At 68.1% G+C, this 21471-nt stretch carries 18 protein-coding genes; 9 read left to right on the top strand and 9 right to left on the bottom strand.

Annotation, left to right across the window (positions count from 1 at the left end; all coding sequences use genetic code 11):
- Positions 1-122: 122 nt before the first annotated feature.
- Both ACYVLQ_RS13140 and ACYVLQ_RS13135 read right to left on the bottom strand, forming a co-directional pair.
- The gene (locus ACYVLQ_RS13140) at positions 123-1628 is read right to left on the bottom strand and encodes a YfcC family protein (RefSeq protein ID WP_460697720.1); all 1506 of its coding nucleotides are present in this window, start codon (positions 1626-1628) and stop codon (positions 123-125) included.
- Positions 1629-1712: 84 nt separating this feature from the next.
- A complete protein-coding gene (locus ACYVLQ_RS13135) occupies positions 1713-2546 on the bottom strand; it encodes an SAM-dependent methyltransferase (RefSeq protein ID WP_460697719.1) in 834 nt (277 codons plus the stop codon).
- A gap of 146 nt (positions 2547-2692) precedes the next feature.
- Between ACYVLQ_RS13135 and ACYVLQ_RS13130 the strand changes: the two genes are divergently transcribed.
- The 3 genes from ACYVLQ_RS13130 to ACYVLQ_RS13120 all read left to right on the top strand — a co-directional run bounded on the left by ACYVLQ_RS13130 (position 2693) and on the right by ACYVLQ_RS13120 (position 6365).
- Entirely contained in the window at positions 2693-4312 is a 1620-nt protein-coding gene (locus tag ACYVLQ_RS13130) for a DUF885 domain-containing protein (protein WP_460697718.1), read from the top strand.
- Between the two features lie 113 nt (positions 4313-4425).
- Complete coding sequence (locus ACYVLQ_RS13125) at positions 4426-5028, top strand: aggregation-promoting factor C-terminal-like domain-containing protein (protein WP_460697717.1); 603 nt, start codon at positions 4426-4428, stop codon at positions 5026-5028.
- 212 nt (positions 5029-5240) lie between these two features.
- Positions 5241-6365, top strand: coding sequence for a DUF475 domain-containing protein (locus tag ACYVLQ_RS13120; protein ID WP_460697716.1), 1125 nt, complete (start codon positions 5241-5243; stop codon positions 6363-6365).
- On the opposite strand, the gene ACYVLQ_RS13115 is transcribed toward ACYVLQ_RS13120, so the two are convergent.
- The gene (locus tag ACYVLQ_RS13115) at positions 6346-6858 is read right to left on the bottom strand and encodes a mycothiol transferase (protein WP_460697715.1); all 513 of its coding nucleotides are present in this window, start codon (positions 6856-6858) and stop codon (positions 6346-6348) included. The two genes, ACYVLQ_RS13120 and ACYVLQ_RS13115, sit on opposite strands and share 20 nt — an antisense overlap.
- A gap of 161 nt (positions 6859-7019) precedes the next feature.
- On the opposite strand from ACYVLQ_RS13115, the gene ACYVLQ_RS13110 reads away from it, so the two are divergent.
- Positions 7020-7367 (top strand): DoxX family protein, encoded by a 348-nt coding sequence (locus ACYVLQ_RS13110; RefSeq protein WP_460697714.1) that lies wholly within the window; start codon positions 7020-7022, stop codon positions 7365-7367.
- Between the two features lie 35 nt (positions 7368-7402).
- Positions 7403-8038: a lipoyl(octanoyl) transferase LipB gene (gene lipB / locus ACYVLQ_RS13105; RefSeq protein ID WP_460697713.1), complete on the top strand. Its 636-nt coding sequence runs from the start codon at positions 7403-7405 to the stop codon at positions 8036-8038.
- A 9-nt stretch (positions 8039-8047) separates the two neighbouring features.
- On the opposite strand, the gene ACYVLQ_RS13100 is transcribed toward lipB, so the two are convergent.
- From ACYVLQ_RS13100 to ACYVLQ_RS13090, 3 genes are all read right to left on the bottom strand, one after another.
- Positions 8048-10603 (bottom strand): MFS transporter, encoded by a 2556-nt coding sequence (locus ACYVLQ_RS13100; protein WP_460697712.1) that lies wholly within the window; start codon positions 10601-10603, stop codon positions 8048-8050.
- A gap of 200 nt (positions 10604-10803) precedes the next feature.
- Positions 10804-11643, bottom strand: coding sequence for a DUF72 domain-containing protein (locus tag ACYVLQ_RS13095; protein ID WP_460697711.1), 840 nt, complete (start codon positions 11641-11643; stop codon positions 10804-10806).
- A 35-nt stretch (positions 11644-11678) separates the two neighbouring features.
- Positions 11679-13178, bottom strand: a complete 1500-nt coding sequence (locus ACYVLQ_RS13090) for a hypothetical protein (RefSeq protein WP_460697710.1) — start codon at positions 13176-13178, stop codon at positions 11679-11681.
- Positions 13179-13413: 235 nt separating this feature from the next.
- Between ACYVLQ_RS13090 and ACYVLQ_RS13085 the strand changes: the two genes are divergently transcribed.
- The 3 genes from ACYVLQ_RS13085 (at position 13414) to ACYVLQ_RS13075 (ending at position 15976) form a co-directional block, all read left to right on the top strand.
- Positions 13414-13923, top strand: a complete 510-nt coding sequence (locus ACYVLQ_RS13085; protein ID WP_460697709.1) for a hypothetical protein — start codon at positions 13414-13416, stop codon at positions 13921-13923.
- 93 nt (positions 13924-14016) lie between these two features.
- Positions 14017-15183, top strand: coding sequence for a thiolase family protein (locus ACYVLQ_RS13080; RefSeq protein WP_460697708.1), 1167 nt, complete (start codon positions 14017-14019; stop codon positions 15181-15183).
- Positions 15184-15229: 46 nt separating this feature from the next.
- Positions 15230-15976 carry an SDR family NAD(P)-dependent oxidoreductase gene (locus tag ACYVLQ_RS13075; RefSeq protein WP_460697707.1) on the top strand — a complete coding sequence of 249 codons (747 nt, stop codon included), beginning with the start codon at positions 15230-15232 and terminating at the stop codon, positions 15974-15976.
- 241 nt (positions 15977-16217) lie between these two features.
- Here the strand turns inward: ACYVLQ_RS13075 and ACYVLQ_RS13070 are convergent, their stop codons facing one another.
- The 3 genes from ACYVLQ_RS13070 to ACYVLQ_RS13060 form a co-directional block, all read right to left on the bottom strand.
- Complete coding sequence (locus ACYVLQ_RS13070; protein ID WP_460697706.1) at positions 16218-16499, bottom strand: hypothetical protein; 282 nt, start codon at positions 16497-16499, stop codon at positions 16218-16220.
- Between the two features lie 305 nt (positions 16500-16804).
- Positions 16805-18673: a long-chain-fatty-acid--AMP ligase FadD32 gene (fadD32, locus tag ACYVLQ_RS13065; RefSeq protein ID WP_460697705.1), complete on the bottom strand. Its 1869-nt coding sequence runs from the start codon at positions 18671-18673 to the stop codon at positions 16805-16807.
- Positions 18674-18777: 104 nt separating this feature from the next.
- A complete protein-coding gene (locus ACYVLQ_RS13060; RefSeq protein ID WP_460697704.1) occupies positions 18778-20019 on the bottom strand; it encodes a KasA/KasB family beta-ketoacyl-ACP synthase in 1242 nt (413 codons plus the stop codon).
- Positions 20020-20363: 344 nt separating this feature from the next.
- On the opposite strand from ACYVLQ_RS13060, the gene ACYVLQ_RS13055 reads away from it, so the two are divergent.
- On the top strand, positions 20364-21359 hold the full coding sequence (locus ACYVLQ_RS13055) for an acyl-ACP desaturase (RefSeq protein ID WP_460697703.1): 996 nt from the start codon (positions 20364-20366) through the stop codon (positions 21357-21359).
- The last annotated feature ends 112 nt before the right edge of the window (positions 21360-21471 follow it).

Here is a 21471-nt window from a genome sequence, read left to right as displayed (position 1 = left end):
CACGCCTCAACCCACCATTTCCTGCCCTCGCGGCGCCCCAGCGCCGCGAGGGCAGGATCATGTCGCCCTTCTGTTCGGCCAGCGCCCAAACCCTGCTGCTCGGCACACGCTGACCCCGGGACTCACCCGATCCAGGCGTCGACGGCCACGAACCCGCAGATCAGCACGAACAACACCCCCATCAGCGGCGCCACGAACCGCACGTAGCGGTCGTAACGCACCTTCGCCAGCGCGATACCACCAGTCACCACGGCCGTGGTCGGGGTGACCAGATTGGCCCACCCGGAGGCCGCCGCCCAGGCCGTCACCGCCAGCGACCGCGGCACCTGAGCGAAATCGGCCAGCGGGGCCATGATCGGCATGGCGAGCGTGGCGTGCCCGGAGGTCGACGGGATGAGGAATGCCAGCGGGATGTTCACCAGGAACACCGCCACCGCGAACACCCCCGACGAGGTCCCGGTCACGGCGCCCTCGAGCGCGTGCAGGACGGTGGCGGTGATCTGGGTGTTGTTCATGACCACCGTCACGCCGCGGGCCAACACGATCACGAAGCCAGCACCGACGAAATCGCCGAAACCCCTGCCGATTTCGTCGGTCAGGCGTCCCTCGCCCAGCCCACCGACGAGGCCCACCAACACCGCGCCGAACAGAAACAGCGCGGTCAGTTCCGGGAAGGACCAACCCAGTTCCCACGCAAACGGTTTCGCGTCCAACCCATTGATCACCTCGCTCCAGGGAATGATCGCGAAGATCATGAACGCGAAAAGCAGCACCACCAACCACAGCACCGCGGTGTGCCGCCGGGTCATCGGATCCGGTTCGTGGTCTTCGGCTTTCGCGTCCCGGTCGCCCGGCAGCCAGCCCGACCAGGACTTGTCCGGATCGTTTCGCACCCGGCGCGCGTACCAGAGCACGTACGCGACGGTCACCGCCGTGAGCACCACCAGCATGATCAGGCGCAGCACGATGCCGTCGCCGATCGGTATCCCGGCGGCGGCCGAGGCCGTGCCGATGGCGAACGGATCGACGGTCGCGCACAGCACGCCGACACCGGCGCCGCAGATGATCGCACCGACCGCGGTCATGCGGTCATAGCCCAGCGCCAGCAGCAGCGGCACCAGCAGCGCGTAGAACCCGAGCGTCTCCTCCGCGAAACCCTCGACGGTACCGGCGATCGCGAAGGTCACCATCACACCGACGATCAACAGGTACGACCGCTCGCGCAATCGATACGCCAACCTGCCGATGCCACGCTCGAGCGCGCCCGTGGCGAAGGCGACGGTGATGAACGCGCCGACGGCCAGCACGAACAGGAACACCGCCGCCGCGCCGTAGAGGCTGCCCGACAGATCGGGGCCGACGAGTCCGGTCTTGTCGTCCTGGATTCCGTACAGTCCGTCGATCGGGGCGAGAAACAGATCCTTCAGTCGCGCAACGAATCCCGGGGCGTCCTCGATGCGCTGATATGTTCCGGCGACCGGACGGCCCTGATCGTCGTTGTCGTAGCGGCCGGGCGGCACGACGAAGGCCGCCAGCCACACCAGCAGCGTGACACCGGCAAGAATGGTGTAGGTGGACGGGAACGACCACCTGCTTTTATGTCCCGACTCCGCTGCGGCAGTGTCCATGGCGACATACTTACCACTGACATCCCCCGCACCTGGGTAGCAGTGATTCCGGCCAGAAGCGCGCCGGAATATGAGACGACTGTGCTAGCGCTTACGGCCGACGCCGCCCACGATGCAGTTGCGCACCGACGACAGTGGCTCCAGACGCGGGCCGTCCGGCCACCAGTCGTCGCACAGCACGAGCCCGGGCTCGATCATTTCCAGGTCGCCGAAGAATGCCTGGATTTCCTCGCGCGTGCGGAATCGCCCGCTGCCCATCGGGCTGTGCACGAACTTGTCCTCCATCTTCTGCGCGAGTTCGGTGTGCTCGGGAGTCTGCGGATCGAGGAAGTGCGCGATGGCGACATAGGACCCGGACGGCAACGCATCGATATAAGTCTGCATCAGCGCCGCCCCGTCTTCACCGAGATAATGGTGCAGGGTGCCGATCTGGAAAAGCGCTATCGGACGGTCGAAATCCAGTTCGCTGCGCACCACCTGGTTCTCGAGCACCTCGAGCGGCTGGAAGATGTCGGCGGTGACGATACTGGTATCCGGGTTCTCCTCCAGCAGCGCGCGCGCATGCGCCAGCACCATCGGATCGTTGTCGACGTACACGACGCGCGACTCGGGACGGATGCGCTGCACCACCTGGTGCGTGTTCTCCGCGGTCGGCAGCCCGGAGCCCAGATCCAGATACTGGTCGACACCCGTCTGCTTGGCCAGGAAACGGCATACCCGAATGAGGAAATCCCGGTTGGCCCAAGCCAAATCGGTGGCCTGCGGAGCCACGGACCGCACCCGGGCGAGGACCTCGCGGTCGACCTCGAAATTGTCCTTGCCATTGAGAAATGCGTCGTACACGCGGGCGATACTGGCTCGGGTGGTGTCCACCCCTACCGGCACCGCGCTCGGGTAGGAAGCGGAAGACTGGGACATCGCAAACTCCCTGGCATAGTCCGGTCGGTTACCGACTCCGAGTCTGGCGCATTCGCATGGGTTTGGGATCGGTACCGCGCATTTCGAGTTACGAGCGGCCCGCAGCGGCCGACGATGATCATGGTACGACAGGTACGGTGGCCGCCATGTCGGAGAGCTTCGTGCAGCGGGCGGAACGGATCGTGGACGCGATACTGCGGGCGGACCCCGCCGCCGCGGCGGCGGTCGGCGACCACCGTGCCGACGATCGGCTTCCGGACCGGTCCGACGACGCCGTGCGCGAGCAGACGGCGATGCTGCGCGAGGCCTCCCACGCCCTGGCCGAGGTGGACGATTTGGAACTGCCCGCCGAGGACCGGGTCGACCACGCGCTGCTGCTGCAGGAGGTCGACAGCCGTCTCTTCGCACTCGGCGAACTACGCGAGCACGAGTGGAATCCGTTGCTGCACAACCCCGGACCGCTGCTGTACGACCTGCTGGCACGGCCGTTCGCCCCGCCCGCCGAGCGGCTGGAGGCGCTCGGCGCCCGGCTGACGGCGCTGCCCGACGCGCTCGCCACCGCACGCGGCGTGCTGGAAGACTGCCCGCGCATCCACGTCGAGACCGCCATCGGGCAGTTCGGCGGAGCGGCCGCGCTGATCCGCGACCAGGTCCCGGCGCTGGCAGCCCAGGCGCCCGGCACGGGCGTGGACGGTCCCGCCATCGCGGCCGTGGCGGCGCTGACCGAATTCACCGGGTGGCTCCGGGCGCGGCTCGACGAGTCCACCCGGGATCCGCGACTGGGCCGCCGGGTGTGGGAGGCGAAGCTGTGGCACACCCTCGACACCGACCTGGGCGCGGCCGCGCTGCTCGACCGCGCGCATCGCCACCTGGACCGATTGCACGACGAGATCCGGTCCGCCGCAGGCGAACTGCTCGGAGTCGCCGACCCGGACGACGACACCGTCCGCGCCGCCCTCGACACGCTCGCCGTGGACCGGCCGGACAACGACACCGTCGTCGCACTCGCCGAGACCGCGCTTGCCGAGGCAGAATCCTTCGTCGCCGCACACGACCTGGTGTCATCGGTCGACGACACCCTGGTCGTACAGGCGATGCCGGAGTTCGCCCGCGGCGTGGCCGGGGCCTACTGCGACTCGGTCGGCCCGCTCGAAACCGCGGATCTGCCAACCTTTTTCGCGATCGCACCGGCACCGGCCGACTGGCCGCCCGAGCGAGTGGTCTCCTACTACCGCGAATACAACGACCACATGCTGCGCAACCTCACGGTGCACGAGGCGATGCCGGGCCACCATCTGCAACTCGCCCACGCGCGCCGGTTCCGCGGTTCGACGGCCACGCGCGCTCTGTGCGCCAGCGGGACCTTCATCGAGGGCTGGGCCGTCTACGCCGAGGAGCTGATGTCCGAACACGGGTTCGGCGGTCTGCCGGTGCGCCTGCAGCGGCTGAAGATGCAGCTGCGCGCGACCATCAACGCCATCCTCGACCAAGGTGTGCACTGCGATGGGATGACCGAGGCCGAGGCCATGGACCTGATGCTGCGCCGCGGCTTCCAGGAGGAAGGCGAGGCGGCCGGAAAATGGCGGCGGGCCCAGCTGAGTTCCACGCAGCTGTCGACCTATTTCGTCGGCTACGCCGAGATGTCCGCGATCGCCGCCGCCCGTCCCGCCGCGGTCTCGCCGCGCGGCTGGCACGACGCCATGCTCGCCCACGGCTCGCCCGCACCGCGGCATCTGCGGACGCTGCTCGGCATGGACGGGGTGTGAATCGGGTCACAGACACACCGGTCCGCTTCACCCGCCATATCAATAACTAGTGGTTTGCTCATTACATCTGTGTCCGGGAATCCACCCGCCGACGCGAAGGGAGCGAGCCCGCCATGCCGCAGCCGAGACCACGGATCGCGCGCTGGATCGCAACGGCCGGAGTCACCGTCGCGCTGACGGGAGCGCTGACCGCGGGCGCCGCGGTCGCCACCGCCGAGGAGGCGGCGCTCGGGCCGTGCGAGGCCGGTGCGCGCACTCCCGCCGCCGCGAGCACGACCGGCGTCCGAAACCACGAACCGACCCCGGTGCGGGCGGACGTACCCCGTGCCACGGGAACCGACTTCGTCTGTGCCGCACGGATCCCGGCGGCCTCGTCGCTGCTCCCCGACCTGGTCGCGATGAGCCTGGGCGCGGTGCCGACGGCGTTCCGGCTGGCGCCGAAGACGATGGCGCTGCTGATCGTCCCGCCGCATCAGTTCCCGGCCTTCGACAACGTCATCACCCGCGAGAGCGGCTGGAACACCTTCGCCGTCAACAAGGAGTCCGGCGCCTACGGCCTGGGTCAGGCTCTCCCGGCGCACAAGATGGGCACCCACGGCCTGGACTGGTGCTGCAATCCGCTCACCCAGATCCGCTGGACCTACGACTACATGAACCAGCGCTACGGCGGTCCGGACGGCGCCTGGGCGTTCTGGCAGTCCCACGGCTGGTACTGAATTCGGGCAAATCGCCCGCGCGTTACTCCCACGACTGACACCGGCAACTTCACAGACACCGGGTAGGCTTGCCCGGACGTCCGCGGCCTGCACCGATTGCCGTTTCTTCCATATGGCTGCAACAATCGAGTCAGGGTTGCGGGCACTCTGACTGCCGCTACTCGTGGAGTTCAACCCCCCGCGGGTGTCGGGCTAATGCGAAAGGCATCGGCATGTTCGTGCGTGTGTTCGCCCTGTCGTTCATCGTCACGGTGGTATCGCTGGTGGTCGCGCTGATCTACGGCGGGCCGGAGGCACTGATCCTGGCGGCGATCCTCGGTGTGCTCGAGGTGTCGCTGTCGTTCGACAACGCGGTGGTCAACGCCAGCGTGCTGCAGCGGCTGAGCCAGTTCTGGCAGCGCATGTTCCTCACGGTCGGCGTGCTCATCGCCGTATTCGGGATGCGGTTGGTATTTCCGCTGGTCATCGTCGCGATCGGGGCCCACCTGGATCCGGTGAAGGCGTTCGAGCTGGCGCTGAACCCGCCGCCCGACGGTGCGGCCTACTTCCCCGACGGCCGCCCCAGCTACGAGACGCTGCTCAACGAGGCCAATCCGAAGATCGCGGCCTTCGGCGGCATGTTTCTGCTGATGCTGTTCCTGGACTTCGTCTGCACGCGCCGCGAGATCACCTGGCTGAGCTGGCTGGAGCGGCCCATGGCCCGGCTCGGACGGTTCCCGATGTTCCCGACCGTCGTCTCGATGGTGGTGCTGGTGCTGATCGCGGGCGTCGTCGCCCCGGACAACAAGGCCGATGTGGTGATGGTCGCGGGCGTGCTCGGCATGGTCACCTACATTCTCGTCAACGGGCTCAGCGAGGCCCTGGACAGCGAGCACGCCGCCGATATGGAGCGCCCCGGCCCGGGGCGGGCGGTGGTCGCCACCGGGCGCGCGGCATTCTTCGGCTTCCTCTATCTGGAGGTCCTGGACGCGTCGTTCTCCTTCGACGGAGTCATCGGCGCCTTCGCCATCACCGCCGACCCCATCATCATCGCGCTCGGGCTCGGCCTCATCGGGTCGATGTTCGTCCGCTCGATCACCGTGTACCTGGTCCGCCAGGGCACCCTCTCGGAATACGTGTATCTCGAGCACGGCGCGCACTGGGCCATCGGTGCGCTCGCCGTGGTGTTGCTGTACTCGACCGGGCATCACCTCAACGAGGTCGTCACCGGCCTGATCGGCGTCACGATCATCGCGGCCGCGTTCGTCAGCAGCGTCATCTACAACAGGCGCCACCGCCCCGCCGCCGACGACGCGGAGGAACACGACCTGACTGCCGCTAGCGCGTCCGTTCGATGACGCCACGCAGGTAGGCCGCCTGGCCCGCGTGCTGCAGGTCGTCGGAGATCACGCTGACCAGCCGCACACCGAGGGTGACCGGCGGATCCCAGGCCGAGTCGACCACGCGGTCCAGGTCCGCGTCGGTCAGCTCCCGAACGTACCGCAGCGTCTGCTCGTGGACGGCGTCGTAATAGCCGGTCAGCAGCTCGGCCGGGGCCTGGATGCGCGCGACGTCGGACGGGCTGTCGCCGTATCCGGTGGCGCGCTTGCCGACGGGTAACGCGAACCTGTCGTACCAGCCCCGCGCGGTCCACACCTGATCGGTCCCGGCCACGTCGGCGATATGGTCGTCCTGCACTCGGGTCAGGTGCCAGACCAGCCATGCGATGGAGTTCGCGGCGGGCTCCAGGCGATGGGCCAGCGCCTGTTCGTCCAGGCCGTCGACCGCCTCGTGCACCACCTCGCGGATCCGCTCGTATGCGTCTATCAGCACGTCGGCACTCGTTGCCATCTAACTTCTCCCTTCCCCGCGGAACCTTTTCGCCCGACCGTACTCGCGGGCACCGACAGCCCGGCGAGCACGGCGATGTCACAGTCGCGGGCGCTGCGGCGTCGATCGAGCGAACCGGAACGAACCGGCCGCCGAAAACCACTGAGACAAGAGGCATTCCGATGACCGTCGCCTACTACATCGTCACCGTCCTGGTCGCCCTGTGGGTCGCCTTCTCCTCCTTCTCCCTGCTGACCAGGAAGGACTTCGTCGTCGAACCACTGGCGCAGTACGGGGTTCCGCGGTCGTGGTGGACCCCGCTCGGCCTGGCCAAGGGCGCGGGGGCGCTGGGTCTGATCGTCGGCCTGTTCCTCCCGGTCATCGGGGTCGCCGCCGCCATCGGCCTGATCCTCTACTTCGTCGGCGCCATCATTACGGCCCTGCGCGCCGAGTCCTACAAGACCGCGCCGTTCCCGGCGCTGTACCTGATCCCGGTCGCCGCCGCACTGACCCTGCGACTGGCGGCATAGCGAGCCGCACGGCCGGGCGTGGGTATTGTCGGATCATGAGGTCCAGGCCGCTGACGTTGATCCAGGACGAGCTCGTCGAGTACGACAAGGCGATGGAGCGGATGGCCGAGATGGTCGAGCAGCGGCGCCGTGAGGAGCGCCCCGACACGCTGTGGCTGCTCAGTCATCCGCAGGTGTACACCATCGGCCGCCGCACACCGCTCGAGCATCTGCCGGATCCCGCGCACCACATTCCGGTCGTCGAGACCACCCGCGGCGGGCAGCTCACCTATCACGGTCCCGGCCAGCTCGTCGGCTATCTGATCGTCGCGCTGCAGCCCGGTGAGGGCGTGGTCGACTACATCCGTGAGGTCGAGCACCGCCTGGTCGAAGCCCTCGCCGTGCTGGGCGTCCCCGCCGAGCGCCGCGACACCCCGCCCGGTTCCGAATTGCTCACCGGCGTCTGGACTTCCGCGACCGGCCGCAAGATCGTATCCATCGGCATGCGCCAGAGCCGCGGCATCACCAGCCACGGCTTCGCCCTCAATGTCGACGGTGATCTCGAGCCCTGGCACTGGGCGGTGGCCTGCGGGCTCCCTTCCGTGGATATGACCTCGGTGCAGCGCGAAACTGGCTCCGCCACAATGGATCAGGTTCGTCCGGTGGTGGCAAGGGCGTTCGAGGCCACCTGATCCGCTGCCTCAGTCGGTCGGCTCCTCGTAACCCAGGCGGACGTCATGCGTCAGCTCGCCGCCGTCCACGACGACCCGGCTGGTCGACGGAGGGTAGCCCCGGGCCACCACCGTGTACTCCCCTTCCGGCAGATCGGTGACCACATACTGGCCGTGGGCGTCGGTGCGGGCGGAGGCGATCGGGTTGCCGTGGTCGTCGAGCACCAGGACCTGCGCGTCCGGTACCGCGTGGCCGTCGGCCCACGCCAGACCGGCCAGCACGCCGGTCGATCCGAGCTCGATGTCGTGACGCAGCAGGCCGCTGTCGGGAACGGTCAAAGTCGTTGCGGCGGGACGCATGTGGTCGGAGACGGCAACCAGCGTGTAGGTACCCGGCACCACTCCGTGACAGGCGTAGGCGCCCTCGGCGTCGGTGACCGCGGACCCGACGACCTCGCCGTGCGCGTCGGTCAGCGTGACGGTGACGCCGTGCAGCGGTTCACCGCGGTCGCCCACCCGCACCACACCCGACACCTCTCCGGTCCCGAGCAGCGAGATATCCAACGCCTGCGGCCATTCCCCGACCGTCACGTTCACCGCCGCGGGCTGGTAACCGGTCGCCGACACGATGAGCACGTAGGCCCCCGGATTCGGTGCGTCGATGCGATAGCCGCCGTCCGGGCCGCCGGTGGCGCGCGAAACCTGGTGCCCGCGTTGGTCTATCAGCGTCAGGGCGGCGTCGGCGACAGGATGGCCATCCTCGCGGTGAACGCGCCCATCCAGCGAATGCGATTCGCCGTCACCGTATTCCGCCGACAGCAGCACCGCCGTCCCGGCCGCCGCCGAATACGCTCCGCCACCTACGGTTTCGGACACCCGGGCGGACTCCATCCGAGTGTGGCGCCCAACGCCCGCGAGGACGGGTTCCGGCTCGGTCAGCGCCCGCGCGGACCCCTCCCACAGCTCCGCCTCGTCCCAGGCGCCGTCCTCGAGCGGCTCTGCGGCCACCTCCGAAGGGTCCCGCAGCGGAATCTCTTTCATGAACAGCAGCACCACGCAGGCCAGCAGCGAGACCGCCGCACCGACGTAGAACACTCCGCTCAGCGAGTCGGTGAAGCCGATCAGGATCGGGGCCTTCAGCTCCGGCGGGAGCGCGGCGATACCCGCTGTGTTGCTTTGCAGTTCGGTCATCGCGCCGGTGTCGAACCCGGCCGGTAGCCGCCCGCCGAAGGCATCGAGGATTTTGTTCGGCAGCAGGTTGAACAGGATCGTCAGGAATACCGTGACACCCAGCGTGCCGCCCATCTGCCGGAAGAACGTGGCCGATGCGGTGGACACCCCCATATCCGACCGCGGCCCGGCGGCCTGCGCCGCGATGATCAGCGTCTGCATGCACCCGCCGAGGCCGATGCCGATCACCCCGCTGTAGGCCAGCGGCTGCCACAGCGGACTGTCGAAACGTACCTGCGCGAACAGCGCCGAACCCCCCGCGATGACGAACGTCCCCACCACTGGCAGGACCTTGTAGCGGCCGGTGGCCTTGGTGACCGCGCCCGCGATCGAGGAGCCGACCATGATGCCCAGTACCAGCGGCAGCATCAGCAGCCCCGACTTGGTCGGCGAATATTCGCGTACCACTTGCAGATACAGCGGCACCATCGAGATCGCGCCGAACATCGCGATGCCCACGATGAACCCGCCGACGATCGTGATCGAGAAGGTCGAGCTCCGGAACAGTCGCAGCGGGATCAGCGCCGCATCCTTCATCAGGAATTCGACGACGAGGAACAACACCAGTCCGATGCCGCAGAGTCCGTAGCACAGTAGCGCGCGATCCGACTGCCAGCCCCAGCCGCGCCCCTGCTCGGCGACAATCAGTAGCGGCACCACGCAGATCGCCAGCGCGATGGTGCCCGGCCAGTCGATGCGGTGGCGCTGCCGCTCGTGCGGCACGTTGAGCACCTTCGCGACCACCAGCAGGGCGACCGCCCCGATCGGCACGTTCACCAGAAACACCCAGCGCCAGCCCTCCAGGCCCCACAGGTGGTCGTAGTCGGAGAAGAATCCGCCGAGCACCGGGCCGAGCACCGTCGAGATGCCGAACACCATCATGAAGTAGCCCTGGTAGCGCACCTGCTGACGGGGCGGCACGATATCGCCGATGATGGTGAACGCCAACGACATCAGCCCGCCCGCGCCCAGCCCCTGGAAGGCCCGGAACCCCGCCAGCTGATACATCGACGTGGCGAAGGTGCACGCCGCCGACCCGATCACGAACAACCCGATCGCGAGGAGATAGAACGGCTTGCGGCCGTAGATGTCGGCCAGCTTGCCGTACAGCGGCGTGCTGATGGTGGCGGTGATCAGGTACGCCGTCGTCGCCCAGGCCTGCTGGTCGAACCCGTTCAGACTGTTGGCGATCCGCACGATCGCCACGGTCACGATGTTCTGATCCAGCGCGGCCAGGAAAATGCCCAGCAGCATGCCGGAGAGGATCGTGAGTATCTGCCGGTGCGACAGTGACGCGCCCGCACCCGCCGCCGGGTCCGGCCGCACCGCCGGGTCCCGGGTGGTCGAAGTCGTCATGTTCAAGCCCTAATTCGGTTCGCAGTGAGCAATGAGTGTTTCGATACTGCGGTCGAGCCGGTGGAGCGGAACGATCATGATGTGGCCGGGTACGTATCCGGTGCACGGCAACTCGGCAACGGGCCCCGGGATCCCCTTCTCCCACACCGGCCGACGTGCTTGGCACGCACAAGTAGTTGCCGAGGCCAACTATACAACTCTCAGAACAACGTCATCGGCTCGGTCGGCGCCGGTTCCGGGAGCGGTTCGACCTCCGGCAGCCGCGCACGGATCTCGTCGTGGAACCGACGAGCCAACACCAGTGATTCGGCGTTGTCGGGCGTATGGATGAAAACGGTGGGCGAACGGCCCTCGCGCAGCCAGTCGGCGACGATGTCCAGCCACGGCCGCCAGCCCGCGACGGTGGCGGCGCTGTCGTCGCGGCCGTGGTACCGCACGATCGGGTATTCGGTGAGGGCGCGGGTCCGCCGCGGCAGGCGCGGCTTCTTGGTCCAGGCCTCGCGTTCGCCCGGACTGGTCGGTCGGGCCGCGAACAGGGTGCCGGTGTCGAACGGTATCCACTCGGCGCCCCGGCGGGCCAGCACGTGCTCCAATTGTGCCGTGGCGCGGTCGTCCTCGAAGAACGCCCGGTGCCGCACCTCGACGGCGTAGCGGTACTCGTCGGGCAGCTGCCGCAGCAGCCCGGCCAGCGCGCCGAGATCGGGGGGCCCGAACGAGGGCGGCAGTTGCACCCACAGCGCGTGGGCGCGCGGCCCGAGCGGCTCGATCGCGGACAGGAATTCGCGCAGCTGCGGCTCGGCGCCCGCCAAGCGGCGTTCGTGGGTAATGGTTTTCGGCAGCTTCACCACGAACCGGAAACTCGGATCCGTCTGCGCCGCCCAGGATCGCACCGTGTGCGGTGCGGGCGTGGCGTAGAAGGTGGTGTTGCCCTCCACCGCATTGCACCACTCCGCATAGGCCCGCAGCCGTTCCCGCGGATTCGGCTGCCGGTCCGCCCAGGCCGTGTGCGTCCACTGCGCACACCCCACGTGAAACCGCATACGCTCGACGCTAACGCACGCCCTCGGCGCGCCGGTCAGCCGCGCTGGAAGAACAGCACCTGTTCGCCGTAGTCGACCAGCGGCCGCGCCTGGCCCGCCTGCCGGATACCGCTGGCTGGCAGGTGGGTGAGCTTGGCGAACATCGGGGTGTTGCCGAACGCCGAACGCACCTGGGTCTCCGACGCGTAGTCGGCGCCGTAGTCCGCGAGCGTCGCGAAATCCAGTGGCGCCAGCGGGGTCTCGAGCGGCGGCTGCCCGACGGGACGGCCGAGCGCGGCGTACTGGATAGCGGCGCCGTCGGCATACCAGCACAGCTCGTAGGACATGTTCTCGGTGGTATTGACCGCGATCACGGGCCAGCGCCGCGAAAGAGCAAGCGCCAGTGGGTGTCTACCGACCGGCGTCAGCTCCCAGTGCCTGCTCATCACCGAAATCCAGCTGCCGCCGGACCGTTCGACCAGCACCACGTCGTCGCCGAGGCGATCGGCCAGGTTCAGCTCGGGATCGGGCATGTGCCAGTGGGTTTCGTGCACGCCCTGGAAGACGGAGCTGTCCACGGCCCGCGCGCCGTCGGCCTCGTAGGCCGCGATCACCGCCGCGCGCACCTGGGCCAGCGCGTCGGGGGCGGCGCAACGCACGCTCAGCGCGCCGAACGCGCTCCCGATCTCCACCGGCTTGGAGGGCGGATCCGCCAGCGCACCGGCGGCCAGCGGCTTCAGCCCGACCAGGCCCAGCTTCCAGTTGATCTCCTCGATCGTGGTCAGGTCGCCGGAGGTCTGGTAGAGGATCTGCTGCTGGGTCAGATATCCCGCGCGCTCGAGCGTCTGGCACTCCAGCTTCGTCAGCGCGGCCCGGGTCTTGCTGGTGAAGTCGACGTCGTCGATGCGGGTTTCGCGCAGCCGGGTGGTCATCGCCTGCGTGGTCCAGGCCGAGTAGCGCTCGCGGTACATGGCCAGCGCCTGCTTGCGCGGGCGGCCGATCATGAGCGTGCGCAGCAGCATGTTCAGGCTGGCGAGGTAGCGCCCCGCCTGGTCGGGCTCGGTGGCGAACAGCCCCGCGCGGATGCGCACCGCCTCCGAACTCGCGGCCACCGCCGATTCGGGGTCCAAGCGGCACAGCCACACGCCGCATTTGGACAGCCCGTCGGCGCAGACTCCCGCCGCCATCGGATAGCGCTGTGCCACCCGGTGATACGCGTCGCAGGCCTGGCGAATGGTGGAGGTGGCGAGCTCGCGGTGCCCGATGGTGCGGGCGGCCTGCTCGAACAGCCGCAGCGCCTCCTGCACCTGCCCGGCGAACTGGGCGCTGACGTGGCCCTGGGTCAGCCAGCGCAGCCGGATCAGCACGGCCTCCTGCGCGGGCTCCAGCGCCGCGGGCGCGCGGTCGCGCCCCTCACCCTGCTCCTTGGTGGCCAGAAAGGCCTTGGACAGCTCGCACAGCGAGGCCGCCAGCCGCAGCTCGGCCTCGGCCGATCGCTCCGCAGTGGCGGTCCGTCTGTCGTCGGCCACCTGCTGCTCGATGGTGGTCAACTCCATCGCATTCCCAACTCCCGCGCCACCTTCCACACACGGTCGTGGATCGGCCGCATCGTGCCGTGCCGAGTCTGCCACATATCGCCCTCCGATATGCGCCGACCGTGCGGACAGCGCAGGACAGGAGGGCCGCCGCCGACGGTGCCCCGGAAACCCAGGGCGTGGCGAGAAGTTTCACCGGCGGCCACGTCGTCGATATATAAGTAGTCTCGGAAGACGAAAGATTGTGTGGGGGAACATGTCACTGGTTTCGAGAATCGTCACGAATCGCTATGCCGAGAGCGCCGAGACACCGGCCGCGCCGCCCGTGGCGCCGCAGCGGCAATGGGCCAGGGCGGTGCAACCGTACGCCCGGACGCCCGGTTCGTCACCGGCGCAGCGCTCCGACTCCTATCGGGAGCGCCTGCTCAAATACTTCCCGATCGAGACCAGCGGGCCCTATCTGGCGGCCTCGGCGGCGATCACGGGCATGACCGAGGCGCACACGCCCGCGCGCACGGTGTGGCTGCTGGTGATCTTCACGGCGTTCGGCGTGGGCACGATACCCCTACTGCTGAAGCAGTATCCGGCCGCGCTGTACCGAAACCGCTGGCTCCCCATCGGGTTCGGGCTCGGGGCCTACGTCATCTGGGTCTACTCGCTGGGCGCCCTGCCCGAGGAACTGGGCCTGTTCAGCCCGATCGGCGCCGTCGTGCTGCCGATCCTGTACGGGTTCGGTGCGAATTTCAGTCCATCTCCGCCGAGATGATCGCAGGTGGCCGCGGCCCACGCCCTTCGATCGAACGAGAATTCGTGTTAACTTAATCGGGTAACTCGTATTGTCGACCTGATCGGAGTGGCTATGACCTCGGCAGTCGTCGTCGACGTCGTCCGAACCCCGTCCGGCAAGGGCAAGGCCGGTGGCGGCCTGTCGCAGGTGCATCCGGCGAGGCTGTTGGCCGGGGTGCTGACCGAGCTGATGTCGCGCAACGATCTGGACCCGGCGCTGGTCGACGACGTGGTCACCGGCTGCGTCACCCAGAGCGGGGAGCAGGCGTTCAACATCGGCCGCACCGCGGTGCTCGCCGCCGGATTCCCGGAGTCGGTGCCCGCGACGACAGTCGACCGGCAGTGCGGATCCAGCCAGCAGGCAGCCCATTTCGCCGCCCAGGGGGTGATCGCGGGCGCCTACGACATCGCGATCGCCTGCGGCGTGGAATCGATGAGCCGGGTGCCGATGTTCTCCAATGCCCAAGGCGCGGATGCCAATCGAGGGCCGATAGCGCACCGGTACCCCGATGGCCTTGTGCAGCAGGGCATTGCGGCAGAGGTCATCTCGGCCCGCTGGAAGTTGGATCGAAATACGTTGGACGAGTTCGCCGCTCGCTCGCATCGACTGGCCGCCGAAACCGCCGCGGCGGGCGGTTTCGCGAAAGAGCTTGTGGCAGCGGGGGAATTGACCGCCGACGAGACCGTACGCCCGTCGACCACGATGGAGAAGCTGGCCGGACTACGGCCCGCGTTCGTCGACGCCGAGTTCGAGGCCCGCTTCCCGGAGATCGAATGGTCCATCACCCCGGGCAATTCGTCGCCGCTGACCGACGGCGCCTCCGCGGTGTTGATCATGAGCGAGGCGAAGGCGAACCAGCTCGGGCTGCGGGCGCGGGCGCGGTTCCATGCGTTCGCGGTGACCGGTGACGATCCGCTGCTGATGCTCACCGCCGTGATCCCCGCGACCCGAAAGGTATTGGCGCGCGGCGGGTTGTCGATCGACGACATCGACGCCTACGAGGTGAACGAGGCCTTCGCGCCGGTGCCGCTGGTATGGGCGCACGAACTCGGCGCCGACCCGGCCAGGCTGAACCCGCGCGGTGGCGCCATCGCCCTGGGCCACCCGCTGGGCGCCTCCGGCACCCGCATCCTCGCCACGCTGGTCAACCACCTCGAACAGTCGGGCGGTCGCTACGGCCTGATGACCATGTGCGAGGCGGGCGGGCTGGCCAACGCCACCGTCATCGAGCGGCTCTGAGCCGTGGCCGCCGGATCCTGCTCCGTGTCCCTCCGAACGGAACCACATGACTGATACGAAACGCAGCGCTTTGATCACCGGGGGCTCGCGCGGGATAGGCGCCGAGGTCGCCCACAGGCTCGCGGGCGAAGGCTACGCGGTGACCATCGCCGCCCGCACCGCCGAGACCCTCGAGCAGACCGCCGAGCGGCTGCGGGCCGAGACCGGCGCGCAGGTCCATCCGGTGGCGGCGAACATGGCCGACCCCGATCAGGTCACCGCTCTGGTCGACGCGCACGCCGATCGGTGCGGCGGAATGGATCTGCTGGTGCTCAGCGCGGGCACCGGTACCGCGAGCCCGGTCGCGGACATGACGCCCAAGGCCCGCGAGCGCATGCTCGACGTCAACTTCCGCGCCCCGCTCACCCTCATCCAGGCGGCGCTGCCGCTGCTGCGCGCCAGCGCCGCCGCCGATCCGCAGCGTGGCGCGAAAATCGTTGCGATCTCCTCGATTACGGGGGTGGCAGGCGAACCGGGCCTCGCGGCCTACGGTGCCACCAAGGCGGCGCTGATCTCGCTGTGCGAGACCGTCTCGCTCGAGGAATCGGCTCGCGGCGTGAGCGCCACCGCGCTGTCCCCCGGTTACGTCGACACCGAGATGAGCGCCTGGAAACACGGCGAACTCGACCCGTCGGCCATGCTGCCCACCGCCGACATAGCCGAACTGGTACTCGCCATCTCGCGCCTGTCGACCCGTGCCGTGGTGCCCAACATCGTGGTCTCCCGCGCCGGAGACCAACTCTGGCGCGCCTGAGCGACGCCGACCGTCATTCCGGCGTGCGTTCGGCCGGAATCCGACCACTACTCGCTCTCGCCCTGAGGTTTCGCGAGCGCGTACCACTCCTCCGCCTCCTGCTCGTTCAGCACTCTCCACCGTGAGCGAGGCGGGCATATTCGGGAAGAATCGCCCGGCCGTCCACCGCATACCGCCCTGCAAGGGGAAGCTCGAGACGTCTTCGGCTGCGCGGAACGACCGACTCGCGAAGTACGGCAGGCTATCTCGTGGGCTGGCGGCGCGGCGAGCGCCGCAGCAGGCCCACCCCGTACGCCCGGTTCCGAGAGCTGTCGGGAACGATATGCCCGGCGGTTACCAGTATGTCGTAGGCCGCCTTCTTGTTCGGGCAGCAGTCGGCGGCGCATCCGGCGTGCACCTGCATGACCCGGTGCGCCAACTCCACCGACAGCGGGCCGACCGGCTCCGAATGTGCCGTCACCGCAATGATTTCGACGATCGTGCGCTCCATGCCAAGGCCCTTCGCGTACACCAGACGATCCACGACGTAGCTCCACGGTAACCCATCGCGAACGACGGCACGCCGGACATGCACAGGACAATTCCTTGCCCACGCCTCCCACAGTCACCCGACACGCCTGCCGCAGTCACCCCGGCACACCTGCCACAGTCACCCCGGCACACCTGCCACAGCCCCCGCACGGCTTCCACCGTCATCCCGGCACGCCTCCACTGTCATCCCGGCACGCCTCCACCGTCATCCCGGCACGTTCTTGGCCGGGATCCACGCCGGAACGACGACAGGCGCCTGCGGCCTCTCGTGGGCCCAGGCGCCCTGTAGCTCGTCCGCTATTCGTCGACCGCGTCCGGGAACGCCTGCTGGCGCCGCCCGCCGCGCAGAGTCCCCTCCAGGTATGCCGCCTTGCAGGCCCGGCGGGCGATCTTCCCGCTGGAGGTGCGCGGAATCGACCCCGCGGGCACCAGCAGCAGATCGCGCACCGTGACGCCGTGCCGCTTGGCGATCGCCGCCCGCACGGTTTCCGCGATCGGTTCCGGCTCGATCTTCGCCGCGCCGCTGCCCCTTTCGGCCACGATGACCAAATGCTCCGCGCCGGAAGCGCCTTCGTCCGCCTGCTCCGGTATCTCGTTGGCGCCCACCGAGAACGCCGCGACGAATCCCGGACGCAGGGCGGTCGACGACTCCTGCGCCGACATCTCCAGATCCTGCGGGTAGTGGTTGCGGCCGTCGACGATCACCAGATCCTTCACCCGACCGGTGATGTACAGCTCGTCGTCGTGGTAGACGCCGAAATCACCGGTGCGCATCCACTTCGCCTCCGGCGCAGTGCCTTCGGCATGGCTGACGGACTGGCGGGCGGTGAGCCGATTCTGGAAGGTCGCCTCGGTCTCCTCCGCGCGCCCCCAGTACCCGATGCCCATGTTCTCCCCGTGCAGCCAGATCTCGCCGACCTCGCCGTCGGGCCGCTCCGCGCCGGTCTCCGGGTCCACGATCACCGCCCACTGCGAGCGCGCCACATAGCCGCAGGACACCTGCGCCACCGCGCCTTCGGCGTTCTCGTCCACCTCGACCATGCGCCCGGCATTGAGCTCGCCGCGGTCGACGTAGACCACCTTCGCTTCGTCGTCGCGCCGCGTGGCCGAGACGAACAGCGTGGCCTCCGCCATCCCGTAGCACGGCTTGATCGCGGTCTTCGGCAGGCCGTACGGCGTGAACGCGTCGTTGAACTTCTGCATCGAGGTCACCGACACCGGCTCGCTGCCGTTGATCAGCCCGATCACGTTCGACAGGTCGAGGGTCTCCCCCGCCTTCGGCCGCCCGCGCACCGCCGCGTGCTCGAACGCGAAATTCGGTGCGGCGGCGTAGGTTCCGGCCCCGTCGGAGTGCGCGGCCAACTCCTTGATCCACCGGTACGGGCGGCGCACGAACGCACTCGGCGACATGATGGTGATGAACTTGCCGCCGATCGCGGGCAGGATCACGCACAGCAGCCCCATGTCGTGGAACAGCGGCAGCCAGGTCACCCCGCGGGTGTCCCATTCGATACCGAGCGCGTCGATCATCTGCAGCAGGTTGGTGCCGACGGCGCGGTGGGTGATCTCCACACCCGCGGGCGTCCGGGTGGACCCGGACGTGTACTGCAGATACGCCACGCTGTCGATATTGATGTCGGGCTCTTTCCAGCCCGCGCCGACGCTGTCGGGGATCGCGTCGACGGCGATCACGCGCGGCCGCTGCGCCGCCGGGAGCGCGCGGAAGAACTCCCGCACACCGGCCGCCGCCGAACTCGCCGTGAGAATCGCCGTGGGCTGGCAGTCCCCGAGCACCGCGTGCAGGCGGTCGGTGTGCCCCGGTTCGTCCGGATCGAACAGCGGCACAGCGATATTGCCCGCGTACACGGCGGCGAACATGCCCACCACGTAGTCCAGACCCTGGGGTGCCAGGATCGCCACCCGGTCGCGCGGACGGGTCACCTGTTGCAACCGCGCCGCCACCGCACGCAACCGAACACCGAACTGGCGCCAGGTGAGTTCGTGATACTCACCGTCGCGCTCGCGCGAGTAGTCGATATAGCGGTAGGCGAGCTCGTCCCCGTTCGCCGCGCTGTGCTTGTCGACGAAATCGATCAGGGTCGCGTCACCCAGGATCTTGATGTTGCCTTGCTCGTCCAGATAGTCATCGAAGGTCTCGCCGATCATTCCCTATCCTTTTCACGCACGAACCAGAGGCCGTGCCATGACACCGAACACACAGAGATCGACACCGAAGCACGAAGATTAGCAGGCGCCCCGGCCACGGTAGCTCAGTATCGTCCGAAAGCCAGCGACACGTTGTGGCCGCCGAAGCCGAAGGAGTTCTTCACCGCGTAGTCGATGCGGCCCGAGCGGGCCTGACCGCTGACGACGTCGAGGTCGACCTCGGGGTCGAGCTTTTCCAGGTTGAGTGTCGGCGGCACGACGCTGTCGCGGATGGACAGCACCGTGAGCACCGACTCGAGTGCCCCGACCGCGCCGATCGAGTGCCCCAGCGCGGATTTCGGGGCATAGACGGACGCGTGATTGCCCACGGCCGCGTTGATCGCCTTCGCCTCGGCGGTATCGCCGATCGGCGTGGCTGTCGCGTGCGCATTCACATGTGTCACATCGCTTTTCGACAAGCCCCCGGTCTCTATCGCGCGTGCCATGGCCCGCGCCGCGCCCTTGCCCTCCAGATCGGGCGCCACGAGGTGGAACGCGTCGGAGGTGACCCCGGCGCCCATCAGCCGGGCGTGGATGGTGGCGCCGCGGGCCTTGGCGTGCTCCTCGGTCTCGATCACCATCATCGCGCCCGCCTCGCCGAAGACGAACCCGTCGCGGTCGACGTCGAACGGGCGGGAGGCTCGCTTGGGATCGTCGTTGCGGGTGCTCATCGCGCGCATCATGGTGAACGCGGCGATCGGCACCGCCTGGATGGATCCCTCGACGCCACCGGTCACGACCATGTCGGCGTCGCCCATCACGATCATCTTCCAGGCGTTGGCGATCGCCTCCGACCCGGACGAACACGCCGACACCGGCGTCGAAACACCGGCTTGCGCACCGAGTTCCACGCCGACGACCGCTGCGGCCCCGTTCGGCATGATCATCTGCATCGCCAGCGGCGACACTCGCCGATAGCCCGCGTTGTTCATCTTCTTGGTGAAGTCGATGAGGATTTCCGCGCCGCCGAGCCCCGTGCCGATCGACACGCCGAGCCGCTCCTGGTCGACCTCAGGGCTCCCGGCGTTGCGCCACGCCTCGCGGCCCAGCACCAGCGCCATCTGCTCGACGTAGGACAGTCGGCGGGTCTCGTCGCGGCTGAGACTTTCCCCCGGCTTGACCTTCAGATGCCCGCCGATGCGCACCGGCAGCTCGAACTGGTCGATGAACTCGTCCTCGAGGACGTCGATGCCGCTCTCCCCGTTGAGTAATCCCTTCCAGGTCGAATCGACATCGCCCGCGATCGAGGTGGTGGCGGCCAGGCTGGTGACGACGACGTCGGGATACCTGCGACTGGAACTCGTCATTCTCGGCTCACTTTCGGTGACAACACTGCGGTCGGGGGCACGGCGGTGGAGCAACGCTGCGGCGAATACAAGCGGAAATGACAGCACGGCGCGGAACGGCTGGTATACCAACCGCTTCCGCCCCACCGGCCGGGCCACCGTGCATCTCTTCAGCAGGAGTTCGATCCTCTTTAATACGACGCACCCTCCTGCCTCGAGTGCCCGGACGAGGCGGGTCTAGATTATCGAGGCGAAGCCGACCGGATCGGCCGCGTGACACGCAGCAATTCGGTCGCTACTGAACTGTACCGGTTTCTCTCCGCAGCGTCTCACCCACCGATCCACTTCGAAGGAAGGGCATCATCGTGGCCAGGAACCTGACCCAGCTCGAACTGCTGCTCGAGCTCGAGCCTGTCGCCGAGCAGAACGTCGACCGGCACCTGTCGATGGCCAAGTCCTGGCACCCGCACGACTACGTGCCGTGGGACGACGGCCGGAATTTCGCGGCGATGGGCGGGCTGGACTGGGAGCCCGGACAGTCGCGGTTGAGCGAGGTCGCGCGGGCGGCGATGATCACCAATCTGCTCACCGAGGACAATCTGCCCTCGTATCACCGGGAGATCTCCGAGAACTTCTCACAGGACGGCGCCTGGGGCACCTGGGTGGGTCGCTGGACCGCGGAGGAGAACCGACACGGAATCGTCATCCGCGACTATCTGGTCGTGACCCGCAGCGTGGATCCGGTGGCGCTGGAGAACGCCCGGATGGTGCATATGACCAACGGCTACAACGCGATGAAACTGGTCCGTGAGGCGGGCGGCACCGCCGAACACCTGGCGGATACCGGATTGCTGCACTCGGTCGCCTATGTGACATTCCAGGAGTTGGCCACTCGCGTTTCACACCGCAATACCGGCCGCGTCTGCAACGATCCCGTCGCCGACCGCATGCTGCAGCGGATCGCGCTGGACGAGAACTTGCACATGATCTTCTACCGCAACCTGTGCGGCGCGGCTCTGGACCTGGTGCCGGATCAGGCGCTCGAGGCGATCAGCGGCATCGTGCGGCACTTCCAGATGCCCGGCGCCGGAATGCCCGACTGGCGGCGCAACGGCGTGCTGATGGCCAAGCACGGCATCTACGATCTGCGCCAGCATCTGGAGGAGGTGGTGATGCCGGTGTTGCGCAAGTGGAATGTGTTCGAACGCAATGACTTCACCGCCCGCGGCGACCGGATCCGCAACGAGCTCGGAGAGTTCCTGGAGAAGCTGCAGGGCGACTGCATGCGGTTCGAGGAGCAGCGCGACCGGGCACTGGCGCGGGAGGCGAAGAAGCGGGAGTTGGTGAGCGCCAAGGGGTGAGCGTAATCGTGTGCGCTCACAACCGGACTCACCACCTCCGCTCTTGATCCGCAGGGGCCCTTGGGCCGTTCGCTGAACCGTCGTCCGGTTCGACCGTGCCCCTGGAATTTCC

It is taken from the genome of Nocardia thraciensis, assembly GCF_054782435.1.
This window is presented reverse-complemented; position numbering and strand designations above follow the sequence as displayed.